Genomic DNA, 25,031 nt, shown 5'->3' with positions numbered 1-25,031 from the left:
TCATGCTCTCAAGGTTCTGAGTCTCAGCCTCACTAAGGCCTTTCTTCTTCACTTGTACCATTACGTTCTCCCGCGCGCTCGTCACCAGCTTTAAATCATTCTAGCCACCGTCAGGTGCTTTATGAAATGGGCTCTTCCTGAGCCCTTGTTACTGTATCAGTGCGGCGCGCGCTGTCGTGCGGTTTTCATCAGATCCTCGGGGGTGATATGGCCGACCACCTGAGCCGCGGCACTGCCGGCGAGTGGCAGGCCGAGGATGTGGCCCTTCATCTTGCCGATCACGTGCATTTCACAGGGCTTGCAGTCGAACTTCAGGGTCAGCACTTCATCGCCGTGTACCAGTTGCATCGGCGCGACCTTGGTCTTCACGCCGGTGACGCCCTTGGCCTGTTTCGGGCACAGGTTGAAGGAGAAGCGCAGGCAATGTTTGGTGATCATTACCGGCACTTCGCCCAGTTCTTCGTGGGCCTCGTAGGCCGCGTCGATCAACTGCACGCCGTGGCGATGGTAGAACTCGCGTGCCTTGTGGTTGTAGACGTTGGCCAGAAATGACAGGTGCGACTCCGGATACACCGGGGGCGGCGTGCTTTCTGCTTTGCGCCCGCCACGTGGGTGGGCGGCGATGCGGGCTTCGGTGAGTGCTTCGATGGCCTCGCGGCGCAGGTTCTTGAGCTGCGAGTTCGGCACGAAGAACGCCTGGGGTGCATCCAGTTCTACGCCTTGGGCGTGGTAGATGGTAGTGCCCAGTTGGGTGAGCAGATCACGCAGCCCGTCGAGGGCCTGCTCCGGCTTGTTGGCGGCACTGAATGGGCCGTCCAGGCTGGCGGTGGCGCTCAGGCCTTCTTCGCTGGTTGCGGTCAGGGTCAGGCGTTCTTCGCGCAGCGCTGCTTGCCACTGGATGCCGATGCGGCGCTCTGCCGAGGTCTTCTGCAGCGCTTGCTGCCAGTTGTGGTCGAGGTTGCGGCTCAGCGGATGGTTGGGGCGCAGGCGGAACATGCCGGCCGGCATCTCGTTGGGCTCGACGCGATAGCGCCAGCGCTTCTCGCCGTCTTCTTCGAACTCTTCTTTCAGCTCGGCGATGTTGGTGCGAAAACCCACCACTTCGCGTTTGACCAGCACGTTGAGGCCGTCACCATTGGACAGTGGCTCATGGGTGACGGCGATCAGGTCGCGCTTGTTCACTTTCTCGACGTGGCCAACGGAGAGGCCGGTAAAGGTCGGCGAATCGAAGGCGCCGATATCGACCTTGCGGTCGGTGACGAAGTAGTCGGTGCTGCCGCGGTGGAAGGTCTTGTCCGGATCAGGCAGGAAGAAATGCGCGGTGCGGCCGCTGGAGGCACGGGCGAGATCCGGGCGCTCTTCGAGGATGTCGTCGAGACGCTGGCGGTAGTAGGCGGTGATGTTCTTCACGTAGCCCATGTCTTTGTAGCGGCCTTCGATCTTGAACGAGCGTACGCCGGCCTCGACCAGGGCGCGCAGGTTGGCGCTCTGGTTGTTGTCCTTCATCGACAGCAGGTGCTTCTCGAAGGCGACCACGCGGCCCTGATCGTCCTTTAGGGTGTAGGGCAGGCGGCAGGCCTGGGAGCAGTCGCCGCGATTGGCGCTACGGCCATTCTGGGCGTGGGAGATGTTGCACTGGCCGGAGAAGGCCACGCACAGCGCGCCATGGATGAAGAATTCGATGGCGGCATCGGTTTCATCGGCGATGGCGCGTATTTCCTGCAGGTTCAGCTCGCGGGCCAGAACCAGCTGCGAGAAGCCGGCCTGGTCGAGGAACTTGGCCCGATCCAGGGTGCGGATGTCCGTCTGCGTGCTGGCATGCAGCTCGATCGGCGGAATATCCAGATCCAGCACGCCCAGGTCCTGCACGATCAGCGCATCCACGCCCGCGTCGTAGAGTTGGTGGATCAGCTTGCGCGCTGGCTCCAGCTCATCGTCATGCAGGATGGTGTTGATGGTGGTGAACACCCGGGCGTGATAACGGCGCGCGAACTCCACGAGCCCGGCGATATCGCTGACGTCGTTGCACGCGTTGTGCCGCGCGCCGAAGCTCGGGCCGCCGATATAGATGGCGTCGGCGCCATGCAGGATGGCCTCGCGGGCGATGCTGACATCACGGGCAGGGCTGAGCAGTTCCAGGTGGTTCTTGGGCAAGGACATGTTTTTTCTTTATAGGGCTGAGCACGGTCGAGGTGCGCATTGTAACGGCCTGCGGGGCGGAGGACACCCCGAGCCGCCGGTTGGTTGCCTGAAGCCGGCGGCCAGCCCTGCCAGCAGGCGCCCTATGGCCGGAAACGGTAGTCCACTGGTACGAAGGCATAGCCCTGGCCGTCCCGGCGTAGATGGCCGATGCCGGGATAGGGCAGGTGAGCAGCGGCAATGCGCTCGCGCTGGCTGACGAAGGCGTCGAAACGGTTCTTGCGCTGGGCGGAGGCACTCGGTTGGTCGAGGTCGAAATCGATGGTGACCTTCGGGTTGGGCATCTGCACGGCATAGACATGCACCAGATCGCCGATAAAGGTGATGCTGTCTTCCCCATTCTTCAGGCGGAAGTTGCTGTGCCCGGGCGTATGGCCGGGCGCTGGGATCGTGGTGATTCCTGGCAGCACTTCACTGCTGCCCTCGAAGGTTTTCACCTGACCCGATGCCAGGTAGGGCGAGATGCTGTCGCCGGCGATCTTGAAGTAGGACTTGTCGTAACCGGGTACGCCGTTCTGGCGGTCGGCTGCCAGGAAATAGTCGATATCGCTCTTGGCCACGTGCACCACGGCATTGGGAAACACGATCTGCCCGCCCTGAACCAGGCCGCCGCTGTGGTCGCTGTGCAGGTGGGTGATGAGAATGTCATCGATCTGCTCCGGCTTCACGCCGATCTGCGCCAGGCTGCCCAGCAGCTTGCCGCCGGTGTGGGCGCCGAACAGAGTGCCTGCGCCGGTATCGACGAGTACCAGACGCTTGCCGGTGTCGATCAGAAAGGCGTTGATCGAGGTTTCCACCGGATTGGTCTGGAAGCCGCGCGCGAGCAGTTTGTCGATCTGCTCGGTGGACAGCCCCTTGAGCAGCGCATGGCTGTCCACCGGAACCGAACCGTCGCTCAGTGCCGTGACCTGCAGCTCACCTATATTGAAGCGGTAGTAACCGGCCTGGGTGGCCTGCTCGGTTGTTGCGCTCGCTGCCAGCGCCGGTTGTGCAGCATGGGCGGGGAGCGCGCCGGCAGTGGCAAGGGTCAGGGCGCTGAGGAGGAGGGTGAGGGGCGTGCGAGACATGAATGCTCCGTTGTCGATTGGTTCGCTCGGGCTCGATCAGGTATCGGTATTAAGGATGCCTGTAAGCCAATACAGGTTGTTTGCTCGGGTGCTGCTAAGCTAACGCCGCCAAGCTCAAGGGTGTGAGTGGGCAGATTCCATACGAGGTATTGGTAATTTGGATATCAGGCGCTCCGAGCTTCCCCTGTTGATCTCGCTTGACGTGCTGCTGGAAGAGCAGAATGTCACCCGCGCCGCCCGGCGTCTGAACATCAGCCAGTCGACCCTGTCCGGGCAGCTTTCGCGGCTGCGCGTGTTGTTCGGCGATGCACTGCTGATGCCATCCAGCAACGGGCGCGGTATGGTGCCGACCCCGCGAGCGCTGGAGCTGCGCGGGCCGCTTGGCCAGGCGCTGGCAGGCCTGCGTAAGGCGGTGGTGAGCGACAGCGAGTTCGTCCCCACAACCTCGCGGCGAACCTTCGTCATCGCTGCCAACGACAACGTATTCACCATCGCCGGGCTCTCGGTGATGGCTCAGGCCGCAGCGTTGCAAAACCCAGGACTGCGCATTGCCTCGATTCCGGCAAGCGAAGAAGGTTTGGTCGAGCGCATGGCGCGCGGTGAAGTCGATCTGTTTCTCGGTGATGCGGCCAGGATTCCGGATGTATTGAAGATTCGCTTCCTCAAGAGTGATCACTTCCTGATGGCCCAGCGCATTGGCCACCCGCGTGGCAAGGTGGTGCCGACCCTGGATGAGTACTGCCAGCTGCAGCATGTGATCGTGTCGCAACGGGCGCATTTTCATACCGCCATCGACGATGTTCTAGCGGATCTGGGGCGTGTACGCCACGTCGCCATGGCCGTGCCCAGCTACAACCAGGTCGCCTTGGTATTGGCGCACAGCGATCAGGTGGCAACCATGCCAAGCCGCTTGCTGGCTCGCTACGATTCCCTGCTCGAAGTGGTCGACCTGCCATTCGATATTCCGCAGTTCCAGTTTTCGATGGCCTGGCACCCGAGGGCGCACCATGACCCGGGGTCGATCTGGCTGCGTGAGCGCTTCATCGAAGCAATCACGGCAGGGCATTGATCGGCACAATTGCCGGCAAGGCTTTTGGGCGATGGCTAACTGTGGGACATTAGCGGCCTTTTTTGCCGGGGAGCGTTTTCGATGGATAACAAGGGGCTCGAAAAGCTCGACCAGTTGCTGCTCAAGTACGGCAACGATGATTCCATTCTGTCCGCCAGCGAGCTGGATGGTTTCTTTGCCGGCATCGTGTCGGGGCCACGGCAGATCGACCCCGGCACCTGGTACCCGGCTATCTGGGCTGACAAGTTGCCGCGCTGGCCGAGCGACAAGGAGGCGGAAACCTTCAGAAAGCTGGCCATCGAGCTGATGAGCGAAGCGGCTTACATGCTTGGTGAAGAGCCGGACGATTACGAGGCGATCTTCCTGGCCGACGCTAATGGCAAGGGCGAAAAGCTGATCGTTTCCGAGTGGTGCGCCGGTTACCTGCGTGGCGCGAATACTGCCGGCTGGCTCGATGATGGGTTGCCAGAGGCGCTGGAAGCCTCGTTGGCGGTGATCATTCTGCACGGTGCCGAGAGCGGCTCGGAAGCGCTCAATGCCATGTCCGACGACGAGTACGATGCCTCCGTCGCCACGCTCGAACCGGCTGCGGTGGCTATTTACGCGTACTGGCAGGAGCACCTTGAGCCGTTGCTGCCGGTGCGTCGTGACGAGACCAAAGTTGGCCGTAACGACCCGTGTACCTGCGGCAGCGGCAAAAAGTACAAGCAGTGCTGCATGCAGTGAGCCGGACTCCGTAGGAGCCGGCTTGCCGGCGATTGGTGGCTTCTCCGCCGATCATGCTGGATGCGCCACCGTCGCATCATTCAGAAGCGCGCGCCTACGCGAGCAATTCGCCAAACGCCTTGTCGGCTTCCAGTACCGCTGGCAGCGCCTCGAACAGTTTGCCCAGATCCACTTCCTCGAACAGCGGGCCTTCCAGATCCTGGCGGGCTTCGTCGGTCAGACCGTGTGCCTCGAGGCTTTCCTCAACATGAATGGATTGCGCCACCAGGCGCGCATATTGGCCGCCGTCCGGCGCTTGGCCGGGTTTGCCCTGATAGGCGATGGCGTTCTGGATCAGTGCCGGCAACTGCCAGCGGCGTGCCAGCTCGGCGCCGACTTCCGGGTAGCCGAACCCCAGTTGCAGGGTTTCCTCGGCAGCCTGGGCCGCGGCCTCGCGGTGCGGATGACGGTTCAGGCGGCGGGCGAAGTCCGGGGCGCCGCTCTGGATCAGCAGCTCGCCGATGTTGTGCATCATGCCGCAGGTGAAGGCTGCGTCAGCGTCCAGCTTGAGCTGCTTGGCCAGGGCGCGCGCGATGCTGGCAACGCGAAAGCTGCGAATCCAGAAACTCTTCAGGTCGAAGCCGGTGTCGACCTTGAAGGCGCCGGTCATGGCCGAAGCAAGCACCAGGGTGCGCAAGGTGTTGAAGCCCAGGCGCATGGCCGCATCCTCCACGCTGCTGGCCTCGCGCGAGCCACGAAAGCGTGCCGAGTTAGCCAGGCGTAGCACCTTGGCGGCGATCACCGGGTCACGCTCGATATTGCGCGCCACGCTTTCCAGGCTGGTGGCGGGGTTGTCGAATTGCTGGATTAGATCCTGGGCGACCTTGGGAACGCTGGGCAGGGTGTGCAGTTCGGCGAAGAGGCTGGCGATATCCATATGATGCTCCTGGGCAGATTCCGGGGGACGATATGGAGTTTCAGCATAGCCGCGCTGCGGCTACCTGCCAGGCTTGGCGCGGGCTTTTTCGAGGTGGCGTGGTGTTTGGCAGAACGAAAAACGCATGTGTTTTCAATGCCAAGGCGGTTATCAGGTGGCGGCTGTCGCCTCATCGCTGACGACCTGATTACGTCCCGCGCGTTTCGCTGCATAGGTGCGCCGATCTGCTGCGCTCATCAGCTCGTCCAGGCGTTCGCCATCCTGTCCGAGGTTAGCGACCCCGGCGCTGAGCGTCATTTGCAACGGCGTGCCCTTGAGCTCCACGGGCATACCCGCGAGGCGCTCACGCAGGTTCTCGGCAATCGCGGCGGCCTGCGCGGCGTTGGCATTGGGTAGTAACACCGCAAACTCCTCGCCACCCAGCCGACAGAGCAGGTCGGTAGCGCGTAGGCGCTGCGATAGCACGGTGGCGAAATGGCACAGTGCCTGATCGCCCGCTTCATGGCCGAAGCGGTCGTTGATCTGCTTGAAGTGATCGATATCCAGATACACCAGGGCCAGCGGGGTATCGTTGCGGCGGGCATGGTTGCGCTCGCGATGGAACACTTCGGCAAGTTTCGAACGGTTGGCCAGGCCTGTGAGGTTATCGGTGCTGATCAGCTCGATCAGCCGCCTTTCGGTGATAACCCTGCTTCGTTCATAGGTATGGGAGAAGATGGTGATTGCCAGGCTCGCCAGGCCAATGTCGAGCATAAAACCCAGGTTGTCCATCGGGTCTTTTTCGGCGTAATGCTGGGTATACAGGTACAGCCCCAGGCTGACGAAAAATAGTGAGCCGATCAGCCCCAGGCGCAGGCCGAGCAGCAGGTAGAGGATGATGGGGATGGTCTGGATCCAGGCAAATATACCCACCGATGTATGTGGGTTGGCCAGGGTGAGCATCATCACGCTCAGGAAGGGAATCAGGTAGATGATGGTCAATGCCCGCAAGTGCCGGGTACGCTCGACGACCATCAGCATGTACAGCGACAGCAGCGTATAGACCACTTCAAGGCTCACCAGCAGCCAGAGCCCGCGGGTTGCGTTAAATATCGAGAAAAGTACCCCGAAGCACATCGTTACCCACAGCAATGTTCTGAGCATCATGCGTCGGGTTTGATCACTGTGGTCGAGCGGTTGGGGCATCAATACGGCCTGCAGGCATTCATGACGAGTAAGCGTAGCGGCACGCCGCGATGCTTGCAGCCTTGATCGGCTGGCGTGATGAAACTGCAGTAATTTTGCAGGATGATGTCAGTATGCCGCTACGGGTATTTCGTCAATTGTTTGCGCAGCACGGGGCGCATATCCAGTGAGGCCGTACAGCCATGCCGGAAGGCCGCCTCCAGCCATTTCAAGTTGCGTTCGATGGCCTCGCGGCTTTCCGGTAGCCGACTGCTGCCGAGGATGTACTCGGCTTCAGCACGAAATTGTTCATGGGTGAGCTCGTTTACCTGGGCCGGCTCGACAGCGAAGCACTGGCTGGCCAGCATGGGCAGCGGGTAATAGGCTAGGGCTGGGTCTTGCTGGCCGAGCGATTGCTCGACCGCTTCCATGACAGCAAGGTGCTCAGGGCTGTTGAATTCGAAGCGATTGTAGGCGGTGTCGCACTCCCGAAAATTCAGCACGGCTGCGGCCACGAAACCCTCTTTGGCCAAGGCATTCAGTGAGGCGCAGCCCTGGCGTCGGTCTTCCAGTGCTACAGCTGGATCCTGGGCCCGCCTCTTCAGGCGCACCAGTGCCTGAAGCAGCTTGGCAGCTGGGTGCCCGAGCTGTGCAGCACTATTGATATGGGTGTCGAAGTCATCGAGGTGGCGGTTGAGTTCGTCAGCGTTACCGCTCTGTTCGTTGGTCAACCGTTGTAGCTGGTTCAGTGCCTCCATCCCCTGTCCGTAAAAGGTGTCTGCTCTGTTGTTTGCCGCCACTGCGTTGAGGCTGAACAGGCAGATACCTAGTGTGAGAAGACAAGCGAATGAAGTGTTAAGCATGTGAACTCGATGATGTGAAAACTTGAAGTTAAGGCGTACGACAGCGGTTCTAGGTAAGGATTCGGTGCCCACCCGACAACGTTACCAATCGAGCAGCCAATGCAGAGCGAAGCGCGATCTTCGATCTATGGCAAGAACAAATACTTGCGTACCGCACAGGTGGCTTTCATACCGGGTTCCACCACAACGTTGCATGGATATCGACTAGAACAATCAATTCAAGCCTTCACGGCGCCGCCGCATATCCCAAAAGATGTAGAGCGACGAGAGAGCGGAGGCTTTCAATATGTCTAACTGTCTATGTGGCAGCGACATAAACGAATTTGTTGCAGATAGCAATTTTTATCATCGTTAATGAGCGTCTTTGCAAGATGGCCAAGTAGCCAGCCGCTACTAAGATGTTGATGAAAGCCATACTTTTCCTGAGTAAAGAAGCGCTAGATAGGATCAGGCAAGAAACTCAGTGAAATGAGCTATCTGGCATCACATGCCTGTTGATATAAAAACGTATTTTTAGCGCTTTCCTGTCGCGGCACCTGGCGATTCTGTAAAGGAAATACAGCTATTAGTCGTTTCAGTAATGAAAGTGCGTCCGAATTGAGCCCGTCGCCGAGCTCCACGGATACATAGAATAAATATATATAGCCGACCGAGATTAGAACCATGGAACTTAACGTCAACGGCAACAAGTATGAGGTCGAGGCGGAGCCTGGAACTCCGCTGCTGTGGCTTATCCGCGATGATATTGGCCTTACAGGAACGAAGTACGGCTGTGGTCTGGCCCAGTGTGGAGCTTGCGCCGTCATGGTCGACGGGTTCTTGGTGCGTTCCTGTGTAACGCCTGTTGAGGGTGTGGCCGGCAGGGAAATCCGCACCATCGAAGCCGTAGAAGATGACGAGCTCGGCAAGCGAGTCGTTGCCGCCTGGGTCAAACATCAGGTGGCTCAGTGCGGATACTGCCAGTCCGGTCAGGTCATGGCTGCGACTGCTTTGCTCAAACGCACGCCCAATCCGACGGAAGCCGAAATCATATCGGCGATGACCAACCTCTGTCGTTGCGGAACCTATAACGCGATCAAGTCGGCGATCAGTGAGCTGTCCTCAGGGCAAGTTTAGGTTCCCTTACGCATACGACTTTTGGGGTTAAGCAGTACCAACTACTGAATCTCGCCCCGAGCTCCCTATGAAGCCGCAGCAATCGCGCTTCCACTGATACGACGGAAGGACAGGCCATGGTTATGCTGGATAACTCCAACGGTCAAGACGGCACTTTTGCGTCTGTAGAGCCGGTCAATATTTCTCGGCGCAGGTTTCTCCTGGCCTCTGCTGGTATTACCGCGGGCGCATTGGTGATCAGCTTCGGCATTCCAATTGAAGAAGCGCGGGCAGCACAGAGCATCAAAGCCGTCGCTCCTGGCACGCGCGTGCCGGCGTTCCTGGAAATTCGGGCGGACAACACCATTCATTTGAAAAGCCCGTTCGCTGAAGGTGGCCAGGGCATCTTCACCGGCCTGGCGCAAATTGTCGGTGAAGAGCTGGATGCGAGCCCCGAGAGTTTCTTTGTAGAGATGGCACCGCCTGGCGGCGACTACATGGTGATGGACAATGGTGGGCGGTTCACCGGCGGCAGCATGTCGGTTCGTTCGAGTTACACGACCATGCGAAAGCTCGGCGCTTCGGCCCGCTTAATGTTGCTTCAAGCGGCATCGGAGTTGTGGGGCGTACCGATCACGCAACTCACCACCGAGCCAGGTCGAGTCATTCACCTCGCGTCAGGGAAGTTGGCGAGCTATGGCGAACTCGCGCAAACAGCGCTGGATCGCCCCATCCCTGATCCCGAGCAGATTCAGCTCAAGGACCCAGGAAACTTTCGCTGGATCGGCAAACCCGTCAAGCGACTGGACGTGTACGAGAAGTCCACCGGCAAGGCTATCTACACGATTGATTGCCGTGTCGACGACATGCTTCATGCTGCCGTCCAGCACGCGCCTCGGCTCGGTCTGGAGGTGGGCGGTTTACGCAACGAAGCACAGGTCAAGGGCATGCCGGGCGTGCACTCCGTGCATGTACTGCCCGGTGCAGTGGCGGTGGTAGCGCCGCGCTGGTGGAATGCCAAACGTGCCGCAGAATCGCTTCAGGTCGAATGGAGGGAGCCGCAAGACAAGTCGGCGATGCGTTACATGCCAGCAGACTTTTCTACGCAGGCTTACCGAGAGCAGCTCACCAGCGATCGTGACAAGGGCGATGTGGCGGAGGAGGAAGGGGAACTGACGAAAGCGTTCGACGGTGCACGCAAGACCGTCGAGGCAAGCTACCACACCCAATACCTCCACCATGCTCAGATGGAGCCTCCTTCAGCGCTCGCGTGTTTCGATAGCGACGGAAGTCTGGAAGTCTGGCTGCCCAACCAGGCTCCCGATCTTTTTCTGGCCGAGATTCTCAAGCAGACCGGTCTCGATGCTTCGCGCGTCAAAGTCCACTCACCGTTGTTGGGCGGCTTTTTTGGCCGGCATTTCATATACCCCAACGCATCGCCCTATCCGCAGGCAATAAACCTGGCTAAAGCGGTTGGTCGCCCGGTCAAAGTCATCTGGAGCCGTGAGGAAGAGTTCTTGCGCGATCCATTGCGACCTATGGCAGTCGTGCACATGCGGGGTGGGGTTGATGAACAGGGTATGCCGGTTGCGCTCGAGGCGGTCACTGTCACCGAGGGGCCGACTGAAGGTATCGCCAACAAACGTGGTGAAAAGATCGACCCTACGGCAGTCGAGGGGCTGACGGAAAAAAGTTATCGGATACCCAATCGCCGGATCGCCCAGCGCTACGTGAAAACGCCGGCGTCGCTCGCTTACTGGCGGTCGGTAGGTAACTCCATCAACGACTTCGTTTACGAGGCCTTTCTGGATGAGCTAGCCGATGCTGGGAACCAAGATCCTTACGACCTGCGGATGAAACTGCTGCAGGGCAACGAGCGGTTGACCAACTTGCTGATTGCCGTCGCTGATCATTCTGGTGGTTGGAAGCGTGGCCCGTTCACTGCCGAAGATGGGTCTCGCCGTGCGCGTGGAGTCGCAATGGCATCGCCGTTTGGCTCGGAGGTGGCGGTCATCGCCGAGGTCTCGATTCTCAATGGTCAGGTCAAAGTGCACGATATCTGGCAGGCGATTGACCCTGGCAGCATCGTCAATCCGGCAATCATCGATGCCCAGGTCAATTCGGCGGTCGCACTTGGTTTATCTCAGGCATTGATCGAAGAGGCGGAGTACAAGAATGGCCAGCCTGTAGCTCGCAACTACGACCTCTACCGCGTTTTGCCGATGGCGATGATGGCGAATGTGCACGTCCGGATAGTCGAAAGCGGCGCCAAGATGGGGGGCATCGGTGAGCCGCCTTTGCCCGCTGTCGCACCCGCCGTGGCGAATGCTGTTTCCAGACTCACCGGGCAGCGGATTCGCAGCATGCCTTTTTCGCATTACAGCTTTGACGCCTGAGAAAGGAATGCACCGTTGAAAAAGACAATTACATCCCTCCTGGTGGGCGGCATCGTGGCGGCAGCGGGTTTGGCCTGGTTCGTAACTCGCACGCCTTACTCACCGTTGGCGAATCAAAGCGCGGCGGCAGTGACTCCCGAGCTGATTCAACGCGGTGAGTATGTTGCCAGGCTGGGCGATTGCGTTGCCTGCCACAGCACTCCAGATGGTGCTCCGTTTTCAGGGGGCTATGAAATGGCAACCCCGCTGGGCTCCATCTTCACCACCAACATCACCCCTGATCCAGAGACTGGAATCGGCAATTACAGTCTGGCCGAGTTCGACCGCGCGATACGCGCCGGTGTCGCGGCAGATGGGCACCGCCTCTACCCGGCGATGCCTTACCCGTCATACGCCAAGTTCAGTGACGATGACATTCGCGCCCTCTATGCATTCTTCAGCCAAGGGGTCGAGCCTGTGCGCATGGAGAACCGGGAAAGTAAGATTCCCTGGCCGCTCAACATGCGATGGCCCATCGCGATGTGGAACGCTGTTTTTGCGCCAGAAGGAGCCTATGAGGACAAGCCCGGGCAGGATGCGTTGTGGAATCGCGGCGCCTACATCGTTCAAGGGCCAGGCCATTGCGGTAGCTGCCATACGCCTCGCGGGCTAGCGATGAACGAGAAGGGGTTGGACGAAACCAATCCACTGTATCTGAGCGGCGCGTTGCTGGATGGCTGGTACGCGCCGAGCTTGCGGCAGGGCCCTAATACGGGCCTGGGGCGTTGGAGCGAAGAAGAGATCGTCCAGTACCTGCAGGTCGGGCGAAACGTGCACAGCGTCGTCACCGGCACCATGACGGAGGCATTCAATAACTCGACTCAATACATGACGGATAAGGACCTGGCCGCCATCGCTCGCTATCTCGGCTCGCTACCCGGTGACCCCGAGAGAGACGGTCCCCGCCTGGGATCCTTTGTTGGCGCAGCCGCTCCAGGCTGCGGATATGGCAAGACCCGGCTCGAGCACCTATGTGGCCAAGTGCAGCTCCTGCCACGGTATCGATGGGCGAGGCCAGGGGCAGTGGATGCCGCCTCTAGCGGGGGCTTCCTCTTCCATGTCCGAACATAACGCCACCTCTATCAATGTGACTCTGAATGGTTCGGATCGGGTTGTCGCACAAGGCGTGCCTGATGCGTACCGCATGCCGCCGTTTCGCAATCAGTTGAGCGATGCCGAGATGGCAGAAGTGCTGACTTTCGTTCGTACCGCCTGGGGCAACCAGGGCGGCGCAGTGACTGCGGCCGAGGTCGGCGAACTGCGAGAGCGAACCAGCCCGGCAAGCAGCAACCCGATCATTCTGCAGATGCGCTGATGGTTACTCGAGTGCGGCTCGCGCGCAGTGATGCGTGTTGAGCCGGGATGGGGGATGATTGTTGAGCCACTCATCGAGCTGCGAACCGCGCTTTGTATTGGTTGACAAGGCGCGGTACAGGCAGGGTTGTTTACTGTTTCAAGAAAACCTATTCAGCCTGTTCGACCCTGACGGTAATGGGGCCCGGACGATCCAGAAAGGAGATGTCCCCCTCTATATCCCCGAGAATCACGATGCCAGGTGAGGGGACGCGACCCTCACTGTAGTAGATGACAAAGTGATCAGGCCCCCATAGCCCGATCGTGCCTGTCGAGAAGTCTCTCTGGCGATTTACTTCCGGTAGGGGTGAAGGCAAGTCGCCGGTCTTTTCCTGACGAAGGTGATCGCGCATCTCTATCGTTACCGGCAACATCGCTACCAATGCCTGTGTCGCATCATTATCGACCAGGCGTGCCGTTGCATTACCCCATTCTGACGATATCAATATTCGCTCTTGCGCAACGGTGTGGCCCGCCAGAATGAACGTGAGGCTGCCAGCGAATAGAAAGGCTCGTTTCATTGACTCTATCCTGGTGTGGTTTGTTGTGATAACTGCTTATTCGGCAGGGTTAAGTGTTCGTGAGTCGTGATGATTCTTCGGCGCTTGCAAACTATCGAATAGTCGTGGCTTTTCCTCAGTTGTCCGGGCAGCGCGGGCCCGAATTGAGCTGAGTGAAGCGCAAGAGGTGTCGGTCACCTCGGCTGTCTTCATAGTGCATGGTCACGGGCACCAGGCCGCAAGACTCTTTAGGTTCAGAAATCGAGATCACTCTCGCTACATCTAAATTCATGCCGTAGCGATATTGAGCCGCAGCTGCATTGCCAAGGGAGCTTGAGGCGTCTGCTGCCATTACGAATGAGGATGCAAGTAGAGCGGTAGCAAGGGTTGCGATGACTTTCATATTACACCTGTTTGGCTGTGATTTTGGGGAGTTGCTAATGCGAAGGCCTGTTGCATAGGTGATCAGTTAATGCCGAATTTTTCGATTGGGTGGCGTTGATCGATGTTTGTCTCCTTGTCTCTATTATTTGTTTTCGGTATGGGGTGGTGTCGCTTTATCAAGATCGCCCGGGCGAGCTTCATTAGTCTTACCCATAAGGTTGGTTTGTGTTCTGGCTAGGTTATGAGTGCGCGACTGTCATTTAGATGACCGGTAGATAACATTTTCGTCAGGATGACCTAGAGTGTTTTCTGACAGAAATGTCAGTTGAATGTCAGCTGTCTGTTGGAAATGTTCGGTATGATGAGTGACTATGAAGTTGGCTTAAGCTAGCAGGTGGAATGTATGAGGTTATTGCTTGTGGAGGATGAAGAAAAAACTTCTTCCTACATAAACCGAGCGTTTAGTGAACTGGGGTTCACCGTTGACGTTGCCTCCACGGGCACCGTGGGGCTCCACCTTGCATTGGAATATGACTACGATGCAGTCGTTTTGGATGTAATGCTTCCGGGTATGGATGGTTATAGCGTTCTCGAAAACCTGCGTATGACTAAACAGACGCCTGTCTTGATGCTGTCTGCACGAGGGTCTGTAGACGAGCGTGTAAAAGGCCTGAGGCATGGCGCGGATGACTACCTTCCAAAGCCATTTTCTCTTATCGAGTTAGTCGCACGTATCCAGGCACTGTTGCGCCGACGCCCGAGCGATGGCGCCGATATAGCGCAGCTTCAGATCCACGATCTTCATCTGGATTTATTATCGAGGAAAGTTTCGCGTGCAGGGGAACGTCTGGAACTGACAGCCAAGGAGTTTTCCTTGTTGAGTCTTTTGGCCCGACACCAAGGGCAGATTCTGTCGAAAATGATGATTGCAGAACAGATCTGGGATATGAATTTCGATAGCGACGCCAATGTTGTCGAAGTCGCAATAAAACGACTCAGAAGCAAAATTGATGCTCCGTATGAAATGAAGTTGCTCCATACCGTTCGGGGTATGGGTTATGTTCTTGAAGTACGTCCCGAGCGCCAGTCGGCATAGAGTAAACCAATGATAAAGAAATCAGTATCCGGCCGCCTGGCTTTGATGTTTGCAGTTGCGTCCGTGTTAATTGCATCGGTATTTGGTTTTTCTTTACGAGTGGCGTTGCATCAGTCGCTGGAGAGCCAAATGCATAACGAGCTGTTATTCCGGGAGTCGCTCATGGAGCCCTGGATAAGTGCTCGTACCAATTTTGATGACTGGCAAGCCGTTGTGGCCAAAGTGACTGACTTGTCCGCGGCCGAGGGCGGGCGAGTTCGTTACTGGGTGTTGAGTGAAGACCCTCTGTATCGAGTAGGTGGGCAGCCGCCTGTGGGTGTGGACTTGTCATCTCTGGCCAGTGGCTTTAATCAAGTGCCAGGTTTGAGTGAAGATGCATGCGCTCTTTACCTGTTGATCTCGGATATTCCGGTCAATGGTGATCGACCCGCGCTCAGGTTCGTCGTTGCAATAGATTCTACGCCGTACATGGGCACGTTGAATGAGTTTACTCGCGCCCTGTTGTTCATTAGCCTGTTCAGTGTGCTTCTTGTCGCCTTGCTAGGTTATTTTATTTCCAAGGTTGGAATGCGTCCGATCAATAGTTTGAGCGATCAGGCGCAGCGTCTGGCTCCCGGCAAATATGGGCAGCGGCTGGATGCGGCAGTCCTGCCGGAAGAATTGAAGGAGTTGGCCGTTTCGTTTAATGGGGTGCTTGAACGGCAGGAAGTGGCGTGGATGCAACTGGAGAGCTTTAACGCAGATGTCGCTCACGAGTTAAAAACGCCACTGACCAACCTGATAGGGGAAACCCAATTGGCACTTTCTCGTAAGCGAGATACCCATGAGTTGGTGGAGCTGCTGGAGTCAAACCTGGAAGAGTTGGAAAGAATGACGTCCATCGTCAATGATATGCTTTTTCTATCTCACGCCCAGTCCGGGGTGCGTGCGACCCAACTAAAAGAAGTATCTTTGCGTGAAGAGGCTTTTAAAACGGTCGAGTATGTTGAGCCTCTTTTCCAGCAGAAAAATAATGTCGTTACAGTGGATGGTGATGGGGTGGCATGCATCGACCGACAGCTCTTCCATCGCTCATTGGCAAACCTGCTGGATAACAGTTCCAGACATGCCATCGCGGGCACTACGGTAACGGTTTCTATCACCACGCGAGGCAACATGGCTGTGGTGTCCGTTGCCAATTATGGTGAGCCCATTGCAGAAGAGCATTTAAAGCGCTTGTTCGAGCGCTTTTACAGGGTCGATGGTTCGCGAGCCGGAAGCGACACGCATCATGGGCTTGGTCTTTCGATAGTCAAGGCTGTGGCGACTATGCATAAAGGCGACGTGTTCGCTAACAGCCGAAATGGAGTGAATACATTTGGCCTGACGTTGGCAATTGGCAGCATTGCCTCTGGGCATTCAGATGCTTTCGAATCGAAAAGTGATGTCGAAGTCGATGGCGTCCGTGTGTGAAGAGCTGAGTCCCACTCCAGTTGCTGTTGCCTTTTCGTAAAGACAGCAGTTTCGGATGTACATTGTAAACCCTTGAATTTTTCTGATTTTCCCCGCCTTCAAGCTTTTTTGAGCAGGGGTGGCATGGTTGAGTTGATAGTTTAATTTTCTTTACAGTGTTTATGCTAAGGGGGACATTATGGCCATTGAAGCTGTAACGACTATGAAGATCAAAGCAGTTGAAGCCTGTGCGGCAAGAATCGACACGCTATTGGCTATGAGCGTGGAGCATCTGTCGAGCTTCTCAGGTTGCTTGAATTGCTCGTATACCCGTAGAACTTCGGGATGCCCTGAGTGGATACTCAGTGCCTATTGGGCGGATAGCCATTCTTTGAATAAGAGTATGGGTTCACTTGAGTTGAATAACCTCATCAAGGATATTTGCGAATGCGCTTTGGGCGTTGATTTTCACTGTTTCATGGCCGACGACGAGTGAGCTGATAGCTCGTTGACATCTTTTTCTATTGATCCCGTTGGCAGCTATCCTGGTTTTCCGTAGCCGCTCCACGCTCAAGTTCGCAGTGCAGTATTCCATCACCACGCATCCCATGCGTTTTCCAACACCATTTACCTCGTGGGCCTTGATGCCCAGCCACACACCGGGACTTCTTCTGCCCATTTTTCAGCACCGCTTGCCCGGTGTGGGTGGATGCCGTTCTGCTCGGGCCATTCCTCGGCAAAGGATTGCCCATTCCCTTTCCCGTGAGGGATGCGCCCTTGATGCGTTCCATTCACAGGTGTCTACGACACTATGGTAAGCGGCTCATTGGCCATCGGGTTGACTCCTGCTGGTGGCTAAAGATCGCTCCCTATAGAGCTGCGCATGACCGACCAACTGTCTGAGCTCGACATGCCTGTGCCCATCCGCGCTATCGGCGGTGCATCTTTACTGCCGCCAGCCCGGAACTTGTAATTTTCCCTTCCAGTCCTATCTCTCATTCAGCGGCGCCAGGCGTCGCATCAGCACGTCGTACAAGGATGTCTCACCTTTCATCGCTCAATCGAGGCGCCCATGAATTCCGAAGAGCAAACCCTGATCGATGGCCTGTTCTCCCGCTTGCAGGAGGCCGAGCATCAGGGGGGACTACGCGATACCGAGGCCGAAGCGCAGATCAAGGGACATCTGGCCCGCCAGCCTGCTGCCGCCTACTACATGGCCCAGGCGATTCTGATTCAGGAAGCTGCGATCAAACGCCTGGATCAGCGTGTACGCGAATTGGAAGCCCAGGCCGCCGAGCAGCAACGACAGCGCTCAGGCAGCGGCGGCTTTCTCGCCGGCCTGTTCGGTGGCGGCCAGTCCAATAACGCCGCACAACCTGCGCAGCGCCCGGCTGGCTGGGGGGAGACCCGCTTCTCGCAAAACGCTGCCGCTGCGCCGGTTGCCAGTGCGCCGGCTGGTGCAGCGGCTGCCCAAGGCGGCTTCATGCGCGGCGCCTTGCAGACGGCGGCTGGCGTGGCGGGCGGGGTGATGGTGGCGGATCTGCTGACCAGCATGTTCCACCACGACCAGCCTCAGGAGATCGTCGAAGTCATCCGTGAAGACCTGCCCGCCCAGGACAGCTTCGCCAGCGGCCTGGACGATGCGCCATACGCGGGCACCGACGATATCGACACCGATGCCTTCGATAGCTCGGATTTCTTCGACGACGGCGATACCTTCAGCTAGGCAATCAGACATCCCAGGCGCAATAGGCGCCGGGCGCAGGTCGTCATTCACTGTGAATCTTGCACGTGCGGGGCGAGTCCATCGATCACCTGTGGGCAGGCGTGTTTGGCCGGTAGCGCAGCGGCATCGGGCGAATGCTCGATGTTGTCACGCCGGCTCTGCCCAGCATCTTTCGCACGTCAATGAGGTTTCTATGGATCTGCAAATCAAGGGGCGCGTTGCGCTCATTAGCGGTGCTGCCGGGGGCATCGGCCTGGCCACGGCAAAGCTGCTTGCCGAAGAAGGGGTTCACCTGCTGCTGACCGACAAGGATCAGGCCGCCCTGGACAAGGCCGGTGCCGATCTGCCTGGCGACGCGCTGAGGGTCGCCGCGGACATGACTCGCCAGGATGAGGTCGATGCGCTGGTCAAGGCGGGCGAAACCCGCTTTGGGAAAATCGATATCGTGGTGCATGCCGCTGGTGTTACCGGTGCCAAGGGCGATCCGCTGGAGTTACCCGACAGTGACTACCAGGAAGCCTGGGCCACCGATTTCTTTTCCGCCGTGCGCGTCGCTCGGGCCACCATTCCTGCCATGCGCCAGAGGGGATGGGGCCGATTGGTGTGCATCACCTCGGAGAACGCCGTTCAGCCCTACTGGGAGGAGGCCGTCTACAACGTATCCAAGGCCGCACTCGGCGCCTTCGTGAAGAACCTGTCCTACAAGGAAGCGGCCTACGGCGTGTTGTGCAATACCGTGGCCCCGGCTTTTATCGAAACCAACATGACCGACGGCATGATGCGTAAGCGGGCCGAGAAAGAGGGCGTTTCCTTCGACGAAGCGGTGGCGAGTTTTCTCGAGGAAGAGCGCCCCGGCATCGTCCAGCAGCGCCGCGGCCGGGCTGAGGAGGTGGCGGCAGCTATTGCCTTGCTAGTCTCCGAGCGGGCCTCGTTCATCAACGGTAGCAACCTGCGGGTGGATGGCGGTTCGGTTCAGGCCGTACAGAACTGAGCCACTGCTGCCTGTTGATCAGATGGCCGAGGTAGAGCTGCCGGTCAAGGTACGATCGACCAGGCGAATGCTGTTGCGTCCGCCGCGCTTGGATTGATAAAGCGCTGCGTCACCTTGTTCGATCAACGCCGCCAGGCTGGCGGGTGGCTGATCGAACAGGCTGGCGCCGATGCTCAGGGTTACCGCTTCTGGGGTGGCGAAGGTTTGCGCGGCCACGCCATGGAACCGCTCGCGCAACGTATCGCCCAGGCTCACGATGCGTTCCTGGGACGCATCGCGCAGCAGAATCACGAATTCGTCACCGCCAAGTCGGGCAGCCAGTGAACCGTCGGGCAGCACCAGGCGAATCATCTCGCCCAGTACCACCAGCAAGCGGTCGCCTGCACTATGCCCGTGCAGGTCGTTGACCAGCTTGAAGTTGTCGATATCGATCAACAGCAGCGCGCTAGGGCGGGACGGAGAAACCTCGTTGAGCAGGCGTGGCGCCCGTGCTTCCAGGGCGCGTCGGTTGTACATGGCGGTGAGCGGGTCGCGGGCAGCCAGCCGCTCGATGCGTTTCTCTCGGCGATAACGCACGGTGCCAGTCATCGACAGGGCGATCAGCATGAGCGCCATCACGCCCTCAACCAGCGAGATCTGGATGATCTCGCCACGAAAGGCCGCCAAGTCGATCAGCGTGCCTGGGATCAGCACCGGGATGGTCTTGGCGATATAGAACAGACCGTGGCCGAGCAGCACGAAGCGTAGCTGCGCGGCACCGGCACCCAGGGATTTACCTTGGGGGCGCAGCAGCCAGCTGGCCCAGAGCGCCGTCAGCGCAACTGACAGTGAATTGACCAGCAACATCACCTTCGACCACTGCGGCCCTTCCGGCAGGAGCAGCATGGCGAACCAGGCGACTACCATCAGGCACCAGGCCCGAGACAGGCGAGTCTCGGTGAAGCGTGCCACGCCGACCAGAAACAGCCAGTGCGCGGTGATCAGCAAGCCGTTGGCAAACCAGATACCTATCAGTAACAGGCCGCTGCCGCGCAACAAGGCGAGCGTCGAGCCCACGCTGATCAGTGCGAAAGCAGCGCTCCAGAAGAGCAGCGATGGCTCTCGCACGGTCTGCCATTCGATTGCCAGATAAAGCGCCGCCGCCAAGGCGAGGGCGATGGTGATCGTCAACATGGTTAAGGGATCGAGCGCCATGTTCTGAGAGTGCCTGCTTGTTTATGTGTTGGGCGTGCTGCGGTGATCGCGGGGGCTTGCAGCCGTTGCACATCGTGCAAACGGCTGCGATTTTTCGGCCGCGATTGTAAGCGTTCGGTTGCCAATTTCAGACGGGGCCAGGCAACGAAACGGATGGATGGCAGGCTTTTTTCACCTGCCACTCCAGCGAGTCCGTAGTGCTGCTCGCCCGCGCCGCGCTTTATTCAGTCTGGCAGACGGCAAGGCGTTTTCCACTGGCGGGCCAGGGCCGGGCCGGTCAGTGTGGTTTTGGCCTGACCGTCAGGCTGACCAGGCGGGTAACGACCAGGCCGATGTACATGACCCCGGCGAACTGCTCGAGCATCACCAGCGCCCGGGCGAATGGCTTTAGCGGCAGGATATCGCCCAGGCCGACGCCCGACAGGGTGGTGAAACTCAGGAACAGCAGTTCCACCCAGGTACGTTCCGCTTCCGGGTTGATGGCTGCGGTGAAACTACCAGGGCTCAGCAACTGGCACACGGAAAAGGCGTGGGCGAACGCCCAGGCCAGTAGGGTGAAGGTGGCGCCGACCGCGAACAGCTCATCGGTGCTCGCTCGCTGGTCTTCCATCATGTAGGCGATCAGGCCGCCAGCGGCATAGAAGTAGAAGCTCGACTCCATTGCTGCCAGCAGAATCGCCAGCACAGAGCTGTATTCGAACTCGACCGCCACGGTCAGCGCCAGGATGCAGGCGGCCTGAGTGAAGGCAATCCACTGGATGGTCGGGCTGCTGCGCACCATGCGCAGCGACATCGCCAGCACGATGATGCCGAAGGCTCCCACGATGGCGCGGCCTTCGGACAGCCGCTCCATGAAGGGGTAGAGCACGATGCCCAGCAACTGCACGAACAGCAAACTGGCAGAGGGATAACGAATCAGGTACGAGTGAACCTTGGGCATTGAATTGAACCAGGAGGAAGGGATGCAGAGGGCTGTGGCGAGCGCGCGAGCGATTTTGCCGGGCAGTCTAATGTATCCCGAGTGCCTATGTATGCTGCCGCACCGGCCGTCTGCTAGCGGCGAGAGCGGGGCTGATGCCGAAGGATATGGTAGGCCTGCTGCACATGTTCGACACCCTCGTTTGCCTGCTTGCCAACCAATATTGAACGCCCAGTTATTCAGTGTGCTCGCGCTGGGTTGTTTGCAATGCCTGAGTGAATGACGCCACTGCTTGAGCCGCCTCGGCAGGCGCTGCTTGCAGCAAGAAGTGGGGCGCGTTGATGGGGGCAACTTGCACAGCGGGAGAGATACGCTGGATATGCTTGAGCGCTTTGGTAGGAACGACGCGATCGTGCTGTGCGAGAAGATAGAGCATTGGTACGTCGATAGTTCCAAGCTGCATGGAGACGTCTACATCAAGGACTGCACGCAATCGCGCGCGTAATGCTTGCGCCGATACCTGCGACATTGCTGCTGCGAACGCAGCCCGCAACGCTGGCGTCGAGAAACGACCAAGCAACAGCGTACTGAGAGCGGGCAACGGCGCGAGCTTGACGGGCAACAGGCTAGCGATATGTCGCAGCGGGCCAAATGCCGGCCGTGGGTTGCGAACGAAGGTGCTGCACAGAACGAGGCCTACCAGCCCCGGCGGTCGCGATGCCGCAATCGCTACAGCAACAGGGCCAGAAAAGGATTCGCCCAACAGGATGAAGCGGCCACTGCTTGGAAGCGAGTGACGCGCATGGGCCTCCAGTTCGCTATAGCCAAGTGCGTCGACGGCTGGATAGCTAACGACCTGAACAGCGACGTCTTGTCCGAGAGCCGTTATGAATGGCTCGAATAAGGTGCCTGTACCATCCATTCCTGGTAGCAGCACGAGCGTCAGCATCGTTATCACCTACGACAAACTACGTTGCGAAGCGCCATGCCCTGGCTTGCCGGTGCAGTCAGTGCAAAGCCGAACTGCTGATAGAGGCGATACGCCTCGCCGTCGGCGATCAGACTGACGTACGCGGATTCTGGCACTTCGCGGGCGATGAAGTCGCTGATCTCGGCCATGATCTGCTTGCCCAGACCACGCCCCTGATGGGCCGGCAGCACCGCGATATCCACCACCTGATAGAACGAGCCGCCATCACCGATCACGCGGCCCATACCGACCGGTTCGCCAGCACAGAGAATCTGCACGGCGAACAGGCTGTTGGGCAGGCCACGGGTTGCCGCTTCGACGGTCTTGGCGCTCAGCCCCGCCGCGGTGCGCAGGTGGCGATAGGTTTCTACCGATGGGATGGCGTGCACGGCCGAGTAGGCAGGGGTGTTTTCTGTCATTCAATTATTCCTTTGTTGGCCATAATGGATCGCGTGCTGTTACCAGCAGCCCGGTGATTGCCAGTTAAAAAACAAATTCGTCGGCGGGTCGGAGCGGGTAGCTGACGCTTTATCCGGCCACCGTTTGAGATCGCAATGGTGGATGAAAAAGGCGTCAGCTACGCGCCCCGATCCACCCTACTTGCTGTCACGGTCTGGCATCGCTGTCGGTAAGGGCGGCGTGGTAACGAGCCAGCAGCAACGGTAAGCCCTTCTCGCGCCAGAAAACCAGACTGATCCCACCCGACGACATGCCGCCATGGCTGTGACGCTCAACGAACACGGACGACTGCGTCGAGTCTGGCGATAGGCCAACCAGGCGCTCGAAGGTGTCGTCGAGGATGGCGGCCAGCTGCGTCTCGCTTGGCGGAAGCGGTAGGGTGGCAAGCGTCTCGCTCATTTCCTGCCACAGATAGGGATCGCCTCGCAGGCCCCACTGGATGGGCGCGGGCTGGAACAAGGCGGATAGGGTGTAGATGGACATCGATTCATTTGTCTCAGCAGGGGGGGGACGTATGCAGTCAGTCAGCGTCTGTGGCGTTGCGCAGTCTTATCGCCCGGGCCGACATGTAGACGCGATTTGAGACCTCATCCAGGGACTCCATACCGGCAATGAAGCGACCATTTTCCCACGGCGCGTAATCGTTGAAGCTGCCCATGCCGCCGTAAACCGACATCACAGAGCACGCCAGGCCTGTCAGTTCATCCGCATCGCAACTGCTGCCCGCCAGCGCTTGGGCAGTCGACAGGCAATTGCGGAAATGAGCGCCCCAATGGCTATGGGCGTCGAAGGAGAGAATGTCGGTGAGCGCCGCAAGGTGAGCGATCAGTTCATTCAGCTGGGTTTGCGGATTGGTCATGGCGCGCCGGGTGGTTGATCTGCATCGAACGGTGAGTATGCCTCAAGCGTTTCTACGCTCAGGCTCCGCGCCATGGATAAATACCGTGTAGGTATCGGCTGGCCGGTTGCCGTCAGCCCGGTCGAGTGCATGGCCGATGGCGCCGCGATGATAGGTGCCGTGGTTGATCAGGTGAAAGATCGCTTCTTCACGGCTCAACATGCCCTGTTTGCCATCCACGAAAACAAAGCGAATAGGCTCCTGAAGCTGCGCGGGCGCAAGGCCACCGAGGTACGCGGCCAGCCACTGATTGGCAGCCGTCAGCCTGCGGTCGAGCTCATCGAGCTGGGGCAGGGTATCGGTGTTGGTACTGTCATGCGGCGCCGGCTCCTCAAGCAGCCGCGCGCGGAACAGCTCTTCAACGCGAACCATATGGTTGAGCTGCTGCCGCGCGAAGGCCAGCGCTTCAGGCTGCGTCAGCGGGTCGAGCTGAGCGACGGCATCCAGTGTTCGACGATCTGCCCAGGCTTTGTATTGGAGAGTGTTGTGTATGAGCATCGAGTTGACCTTAGGCGCTGTTTGAAGGGGAGAGTCCATAAACATCGTTAGGCGTAGGTAGATGAAAAAGGCGTCATCCACCCTACTTGCTTATTCGCCTATGACTTCTCTAGCTCTTATTGCTGCTGAGGTTATTATATTAATCGCAGATTTTGTTATTTCCTTGGTTGGGGGAAGCCTGTCGTGGTATTGCAATGAGTATTGGCCGTCAGACATTTTTAGAGCAGCAGGTAGATACCTTTGAAGCGTGAAGTAGTCGCTTATTTGAATTCCTAATAATGAAATAATGCTTATCTCGTTGGATTTATCTAGGTATTCTGTTAGTGGCTTGAATAAGCTTATGAATTTCTCACCTGATATTTTCCTTAAAAGCTTATCGCCGTCTGAAATTCTTCTATCTGGCTTGGGCAGATAATTAGATATTTTTTCAAAGAGCATAGCTTTTGCCATAGAAATTTCAGCTGTGGCTTGTTCAAGTTCGTTGCTTTCTAGCAAGCTTTCTGCATTTTTAATTTTGGCGCGAATATTTGAGTATGGAATTAAATCGGCTAATGACAGTGACGTGAGTTCTATTGAGTAGAATTCATAGAAACTGATTGTAAGGAATTCTTCAGTGTATGCTTTAAATTTTTTTGCTTCTGAGATGTCTGGTAAGTTACCGTAGTGCTTGAAGTTAATTCTAGATTTATTTAGCTCTAGAATTTTTGCCTTGAAAGGAAGCGATAATCCTTTTGTGTTTCCTTTAGCGTTTTTTACAAGGTCAAAAAAACTAGTGAAGGCAGTTTGCTCTTTTGCTTCGGCGTCAAGGCTCTTTAGAAGCGACCAAATAAATATCTCTATTGAGTCTTGAAATAGTGAAATTGAAATTCCTGCTGAAACTGGATCGTCTTTTTCAGCGTAGCCTGAACCGATCAAGAACAGCCTCTTGGCTAGGAGTAACTGCTCTTTCATGCGTGTTCCTTGTAGTCTAATGCTTGATTAAAGGGCGGGCTTTAGCTAGTCCCAGTGAGCGAAGCGAACGGTTTGAGTTGGTTGTTATGTGCTGTTGATTCAGTGGCTATAAAAGTGAAGTTATGAT

Annotated in this window: 24 protein-coding genes and 1 pseudogene; 10 read left to right on the top strand and 15 right to left on the bottom strand. The window is 57.8% G+C overall.

Annotated elements, in window-relative coordinates; genetic code table 11:
• Positions 1 to 156: 156 nt before the first annotated feature.
• Together K5Q02_RS19920 and K5Q02_RS19915 are read right to left on the bottom strand one after the other, a co-directional pair.
• The gene (locus K5Q02_RS19920) at positions 157 to 2,160 is read right to left on the bottom strand and encodes a peptidase U32 family protein (RefSeq protein ID WP_225833492.1); all 2,004 of its coding nucleotides are present in this window, start codon (positions 2,158 to 2,160) and stop codon (positions 157 to 159) included.
• A gap of 122 nt (positions 2,161 to 2,282) precedes the next feature.
• Positions 2,283 to 3,266 (bottom strand): MBL fold metallo-hydrolase, encoded by a 984-nt coding sequence (locus K5Q02_RS19915; protein WP_225833490.1) that lies wholly within the window; start codon positions 3,264 to 3,266, stop codon positions 2,283 to 2,285.
• A 187-nt stretch (positions 3,267 to 3,453) separates the two neighbouring features.
• Here K5Q02_RS19915 and K5Q02_RS19910 point away from each other — a divergent pair, with 187 nt between their 5' ends.
• Positions 3,454 to 4,335 (top strand): LysR family transcriptional regulator, encoded by an 882-nt coding sequence (locus K5Q02_RS19910; RefSeq protein WP_225833488.1) that lies wholly within the window; start codon positions 3,454 to 3,456, stop codon positions 4,333 to 4,335.
• Between the two features lie 81 nt (positions 4,336 to 4,416).
• Positions 4,417 to 5,061: a UPF0149 family protein gene (locus K5Q02_RS19905; protein WP_225833485.1), complete on the top strand. Its 645-nt coding sequence runs from the start codon at positions 4,417 to 4,419 to the stop codon at positions 5,059 to 5,061.
• A 94-nt stretch (positions 5,062 to 5,155) separates the two neighbouring features.
• Here the strand turns inward: K5Q02_RS19905 and K5Q02_RS19900 are convergent, their stop codons facing one another.
• The 3 genes from K5Q02_RS19900 to K5Q02_RS19890 form a co-directional block, all read right to left on the bottom strand.
• On the bottom strand, positions 5,156 to 5,977 hold the full coding sequence (locus tag K5Q02_RS19900) for an HDOD domain-containing protein (RefSeq protein WP_225833483.1): 822 nt from the start codon (positions 5,975 to 5,977) through the stop codon (positions 5,156 to 5,158).
• A gap of 150 nt (positions 5,978 to 6,127) precedes the next feature.
• Positions 6,128 to 7,162: a GGDEF domain-containing protein gene (locus K5Q02_RS19895; protein ID WP_225833481.1), complete on the bottom strand. Its 1,035-nt coding sequence runs from the start codon at positions 7,160 to 7,162 to the stop codon at positions 6,128 to 6,130.
• A gap of 119 nt (positions 7,163 to 7,281) precedes the next feature.
• Positions 7,282 to 7,899 carry a hypothetical protein gene (locus tag K5Q02_RS19890; RefSeq protein WP_225833479.1) on the bottom strand — a complete coding sequence of 206 codons (618 nt, stop codon included), beginning with the start codon at positions 7,897 to 7,899 and terminating at the stop codon, positions 7,282 to 7,284.
• Between the two features lie 768 nt (positions 7,900 to 8,667).
• Here K5Q02_RS19890 and K5Q02_RS19885 point away from each other — a divergent pair.
• From K5Q02_RS19885 to K5Q02_RS19875, 3 genes and pseudogenes are all read left to right on the top strand, one after another.
• On the top strand, positions 8,668 to 9,120 hold the full coding sequence (locus K5Q02_RS19885) for a (2Fe-2S)-binding protein (protein WP_225833477.1): 453 nt from the start codon (positions 8,668 to 8,670) through the stop codon (positions 9,118 to 9,120).
• A 116-nt stretch (positions 9,121 to 9,236) separates the two neighbouring features.
• On the top strand, positions 9,237 to 11,495 hold the full coding sequence (locus tag K5Q02_RS19880) for a xanthine dehydrogenase family protein molybdopterin-binding subunit (protein ID WP_225833475.1): 2,259 nt from the start codon (positions 9,237 to 9,239) through the stop codon (positions 11,493 to 11,495).
• 15 nt (positions 11,496 to 11,510) lie between these two features.
• Positions 11,511 to 12,849: pseudogene (locus K5Q02_RS19875) on the top strand (c-type cytochrome).
• Positions 12,850 to 12,997: 148 nt separating this feature from the next.
• Here the strand turns inward: K5Q02_RS19875 and K5Q02_RS19870 are convergent.
• Positions 12,998 to 13,408, bottom strand: a complete 411-nt coding sequence (locus tag K5Q02_RS19870) for a cyclophilin-like fold protein (RefSeq protein WP_225833473.1) — start codon at positions 13,406 to 13,408, stop codon at positions 12,998 to 13,000.
• 115 nt (positions 13,409 to 13,523) lie between these two features.
• A complete protein-coding gene (locus K5Q02_RS19865; RefSeq protein WP_225833471.1) occupies positions 13,524 to 13,790 on the bottom strand; it encodes a DUF2790 domain-containing protein in 267 nt (88 codons plus the stop codon).
• Between the two features lie 384 nt (positions 13,791 to 14,174).
• Here K5Q02_RS19865 and K5Q02_RS19860 point away from each other — a divergent pair, with 384 nt between their 5' ends.
• From K5Q02_RS19860 to K5Q02_RS19840, 5 genes are all read left to right on the top strand, one after another.
• Positions 14,175 to 14,867 (top strand): heavy metal response regulator transcription factor, encoded by a 693-nt coding sequence (locus K5Q02_RS19860; RefSeq protein ID WP_225833470.1) that lies wholly within the window; start codon positions 14,175 to 14,177, stop codon positions 14,865 to 14,867.
• 9 nt (positions 14,868 to 14,876) lie between these two features.
• Positions 14,877 to 16,319, top strand: coding sequence for a heavy metal sensor histidine kinase (locus K5Q02_RS19855; RefSeq protein WP_225833468.1), 1,443 nt, complete (start codon positions 14,877 to 14,879; stop codon positions 16,317 to 16,319).
• A gap of 178 nt (positions 16,320 to 16,497) precedes the next feature.
• Positions 16,498 to 16,794 (top strand): hypothetical protein, encoded by a 297-nt coding sequence (locus K5Q02_RS19850; RefSeq protein ID WP_225833466.1) that lies wholly within the window; start codon positions 16,498 to 16,500, stop codon positions 16,792 to 16,794.
• 576 nt (positions 16,795 to 17,370) lie between these two features.
• Positions 17,371 to 18,024, top strand: coding sequence for a DUF2076 domain-containing protein (locus K5Q02_RS19845; protein WP_225833464.1), 654 nt, complete (start codon positions 17,371 to 17,373; stop codon positions 18,022 to 18,024).
• Between the two features lie 193 nt (positions 18,025 to 18,217).
• Positions 18,218 to 19,015 carry an SDR family NAD(P)-dependent oxidoreductase gene (locus tag K5Q02_RS19840; RefSeq protein ID WP_225833462.1) on the top strand — a complete coding sequence of 266 codons (798 nt, stop codon included), beginning with the start codon at positions 18,218 to 18,220 and terminating at the stop codon, positions 19,013 to 19,015.
• An 18-nt stretch (positions 19,016 to 19,033) separates the two neighbouring features.
• Here K5Q02_RS19840 and K5Q02_RS19835 read toward each other — a convergent pair whose 3' ends face one another.
• The 8 genes from K5Q02_RS19835 to K5Q02_RS19800 all read right to left on the bottom strand — a co-directional run bounded on the left by K5Q02_RS19835 (position 19,034) and on the right by K5Q02_RS19800 (position 24,904).
• Positions 19,034 to 20,209 carry a GGDEF domain-containing protein gene (locus K5Q02_RS19835; RefSeq protein ID WP_225833460.1) on the bottom strand — a complete coding sequence of 392 codons (1,176 nt, stop codon included), beginning with the start codon at positions 20,207 to 20,209 and terminating at the stop codon, positions 19,034 to 19,036.
• 277 nt (positions 20,210 to 20,486) lie between these two features.
• Positions 20,487 to 21,149, bottom strand: coding sequence for a potassium channel family protein (locus K5Q02_RS19830; protein ID WP_225833459.1), 663 nt, complete (start codon positions 21,147 to 21,149; stop codon positions 20,487 to 20,489).
• Between the two features lie 214 nt (positions 21,150 to 21,363).
• Positions 21,364 to 22,077, bottom strand: coding sequence for an alpha/beta fold hydrolase (locus tag K5Q02_RS19825; RefSeq protein WP_225833457.1), 714 nt, complete (start codon positions 22,075 to 22,077; stop codon positions 21,364 to 21,366).
• Between the two features lie 5 nt (positions 22,078 to 22,082).
• A complete protein-coding gene (locus tag K5Q02_RS19820; RefSeq protein ID WP_225833455.1) occupies positions 22,083 to 22,517 on the bottom strand; it encodes a GNAT family N-acetyltransferase in 435 nt (144 codons plus the stop codon).
• Between the two features lie 187 nt (positions 22,518 to 22,704).
• The gene (locus K5Q02_RS19815; protein WP_225833453.1) at positions 22,705 to 23,040 is read right to left on the bottom strand and encodes a hypothetical protein; all 336 of its coding nucleotides are present in this window, start codon (positions 23,038 to 23,040) and stop codon (positions 22,705 to 22,707) included.
• 37 nt (positions 23,041 to 23,077) lie between these two features.
• Positions 23,078 to 23,416, bottom strand: a complete 339-nt coding sequence (locus tag K5Q02_RS19810; protein ID WP_225833451.1) for a DUF6966 domain-containing protein — start codon at positions 23,414 to 23,416, stop codon at positions 23,078 to 23,080.
• Between the two features lie 42 nt (positions 23,417 to 23,458).
• Positions 23,459 to 23,992, bottom strand: a complete 534-nt coding sequence (locus K5Q02_RS19805) for a DinB family protein (protein ID WP_442964020.1) — start codon at positions 23,990 to 23,992, stop codon at positions 23,459 to 23,461.
• A 51-nt stretch (positions 23,993 to 24,043) separates the two neighbouring features.
• Entirely contained in the window at positions 24,044 to 24,904 is an 861-nt protein-coding gene (locus K5Q02_RS19800) for a hypothetical protein (RefSeq protein WP_225833449.1), read from the bottom strand.
• Positions 24,905 to 25,031: the final 127 nt, after the last annotated feature.

Origin of the sequence: Pseudomonas sp. MM211, from assembly GCF_020386635.1 — a bacterium.
Taxonomy (GTDB): Bacteria; Pseudomonadota; Gammaproteobacteria; order Pseudomonadales; family Pseudomonadaceae; genus Aquipseudomonas.
This window is presented reverse-complemented; position numbering and strand designations above follow the sequence as displayed.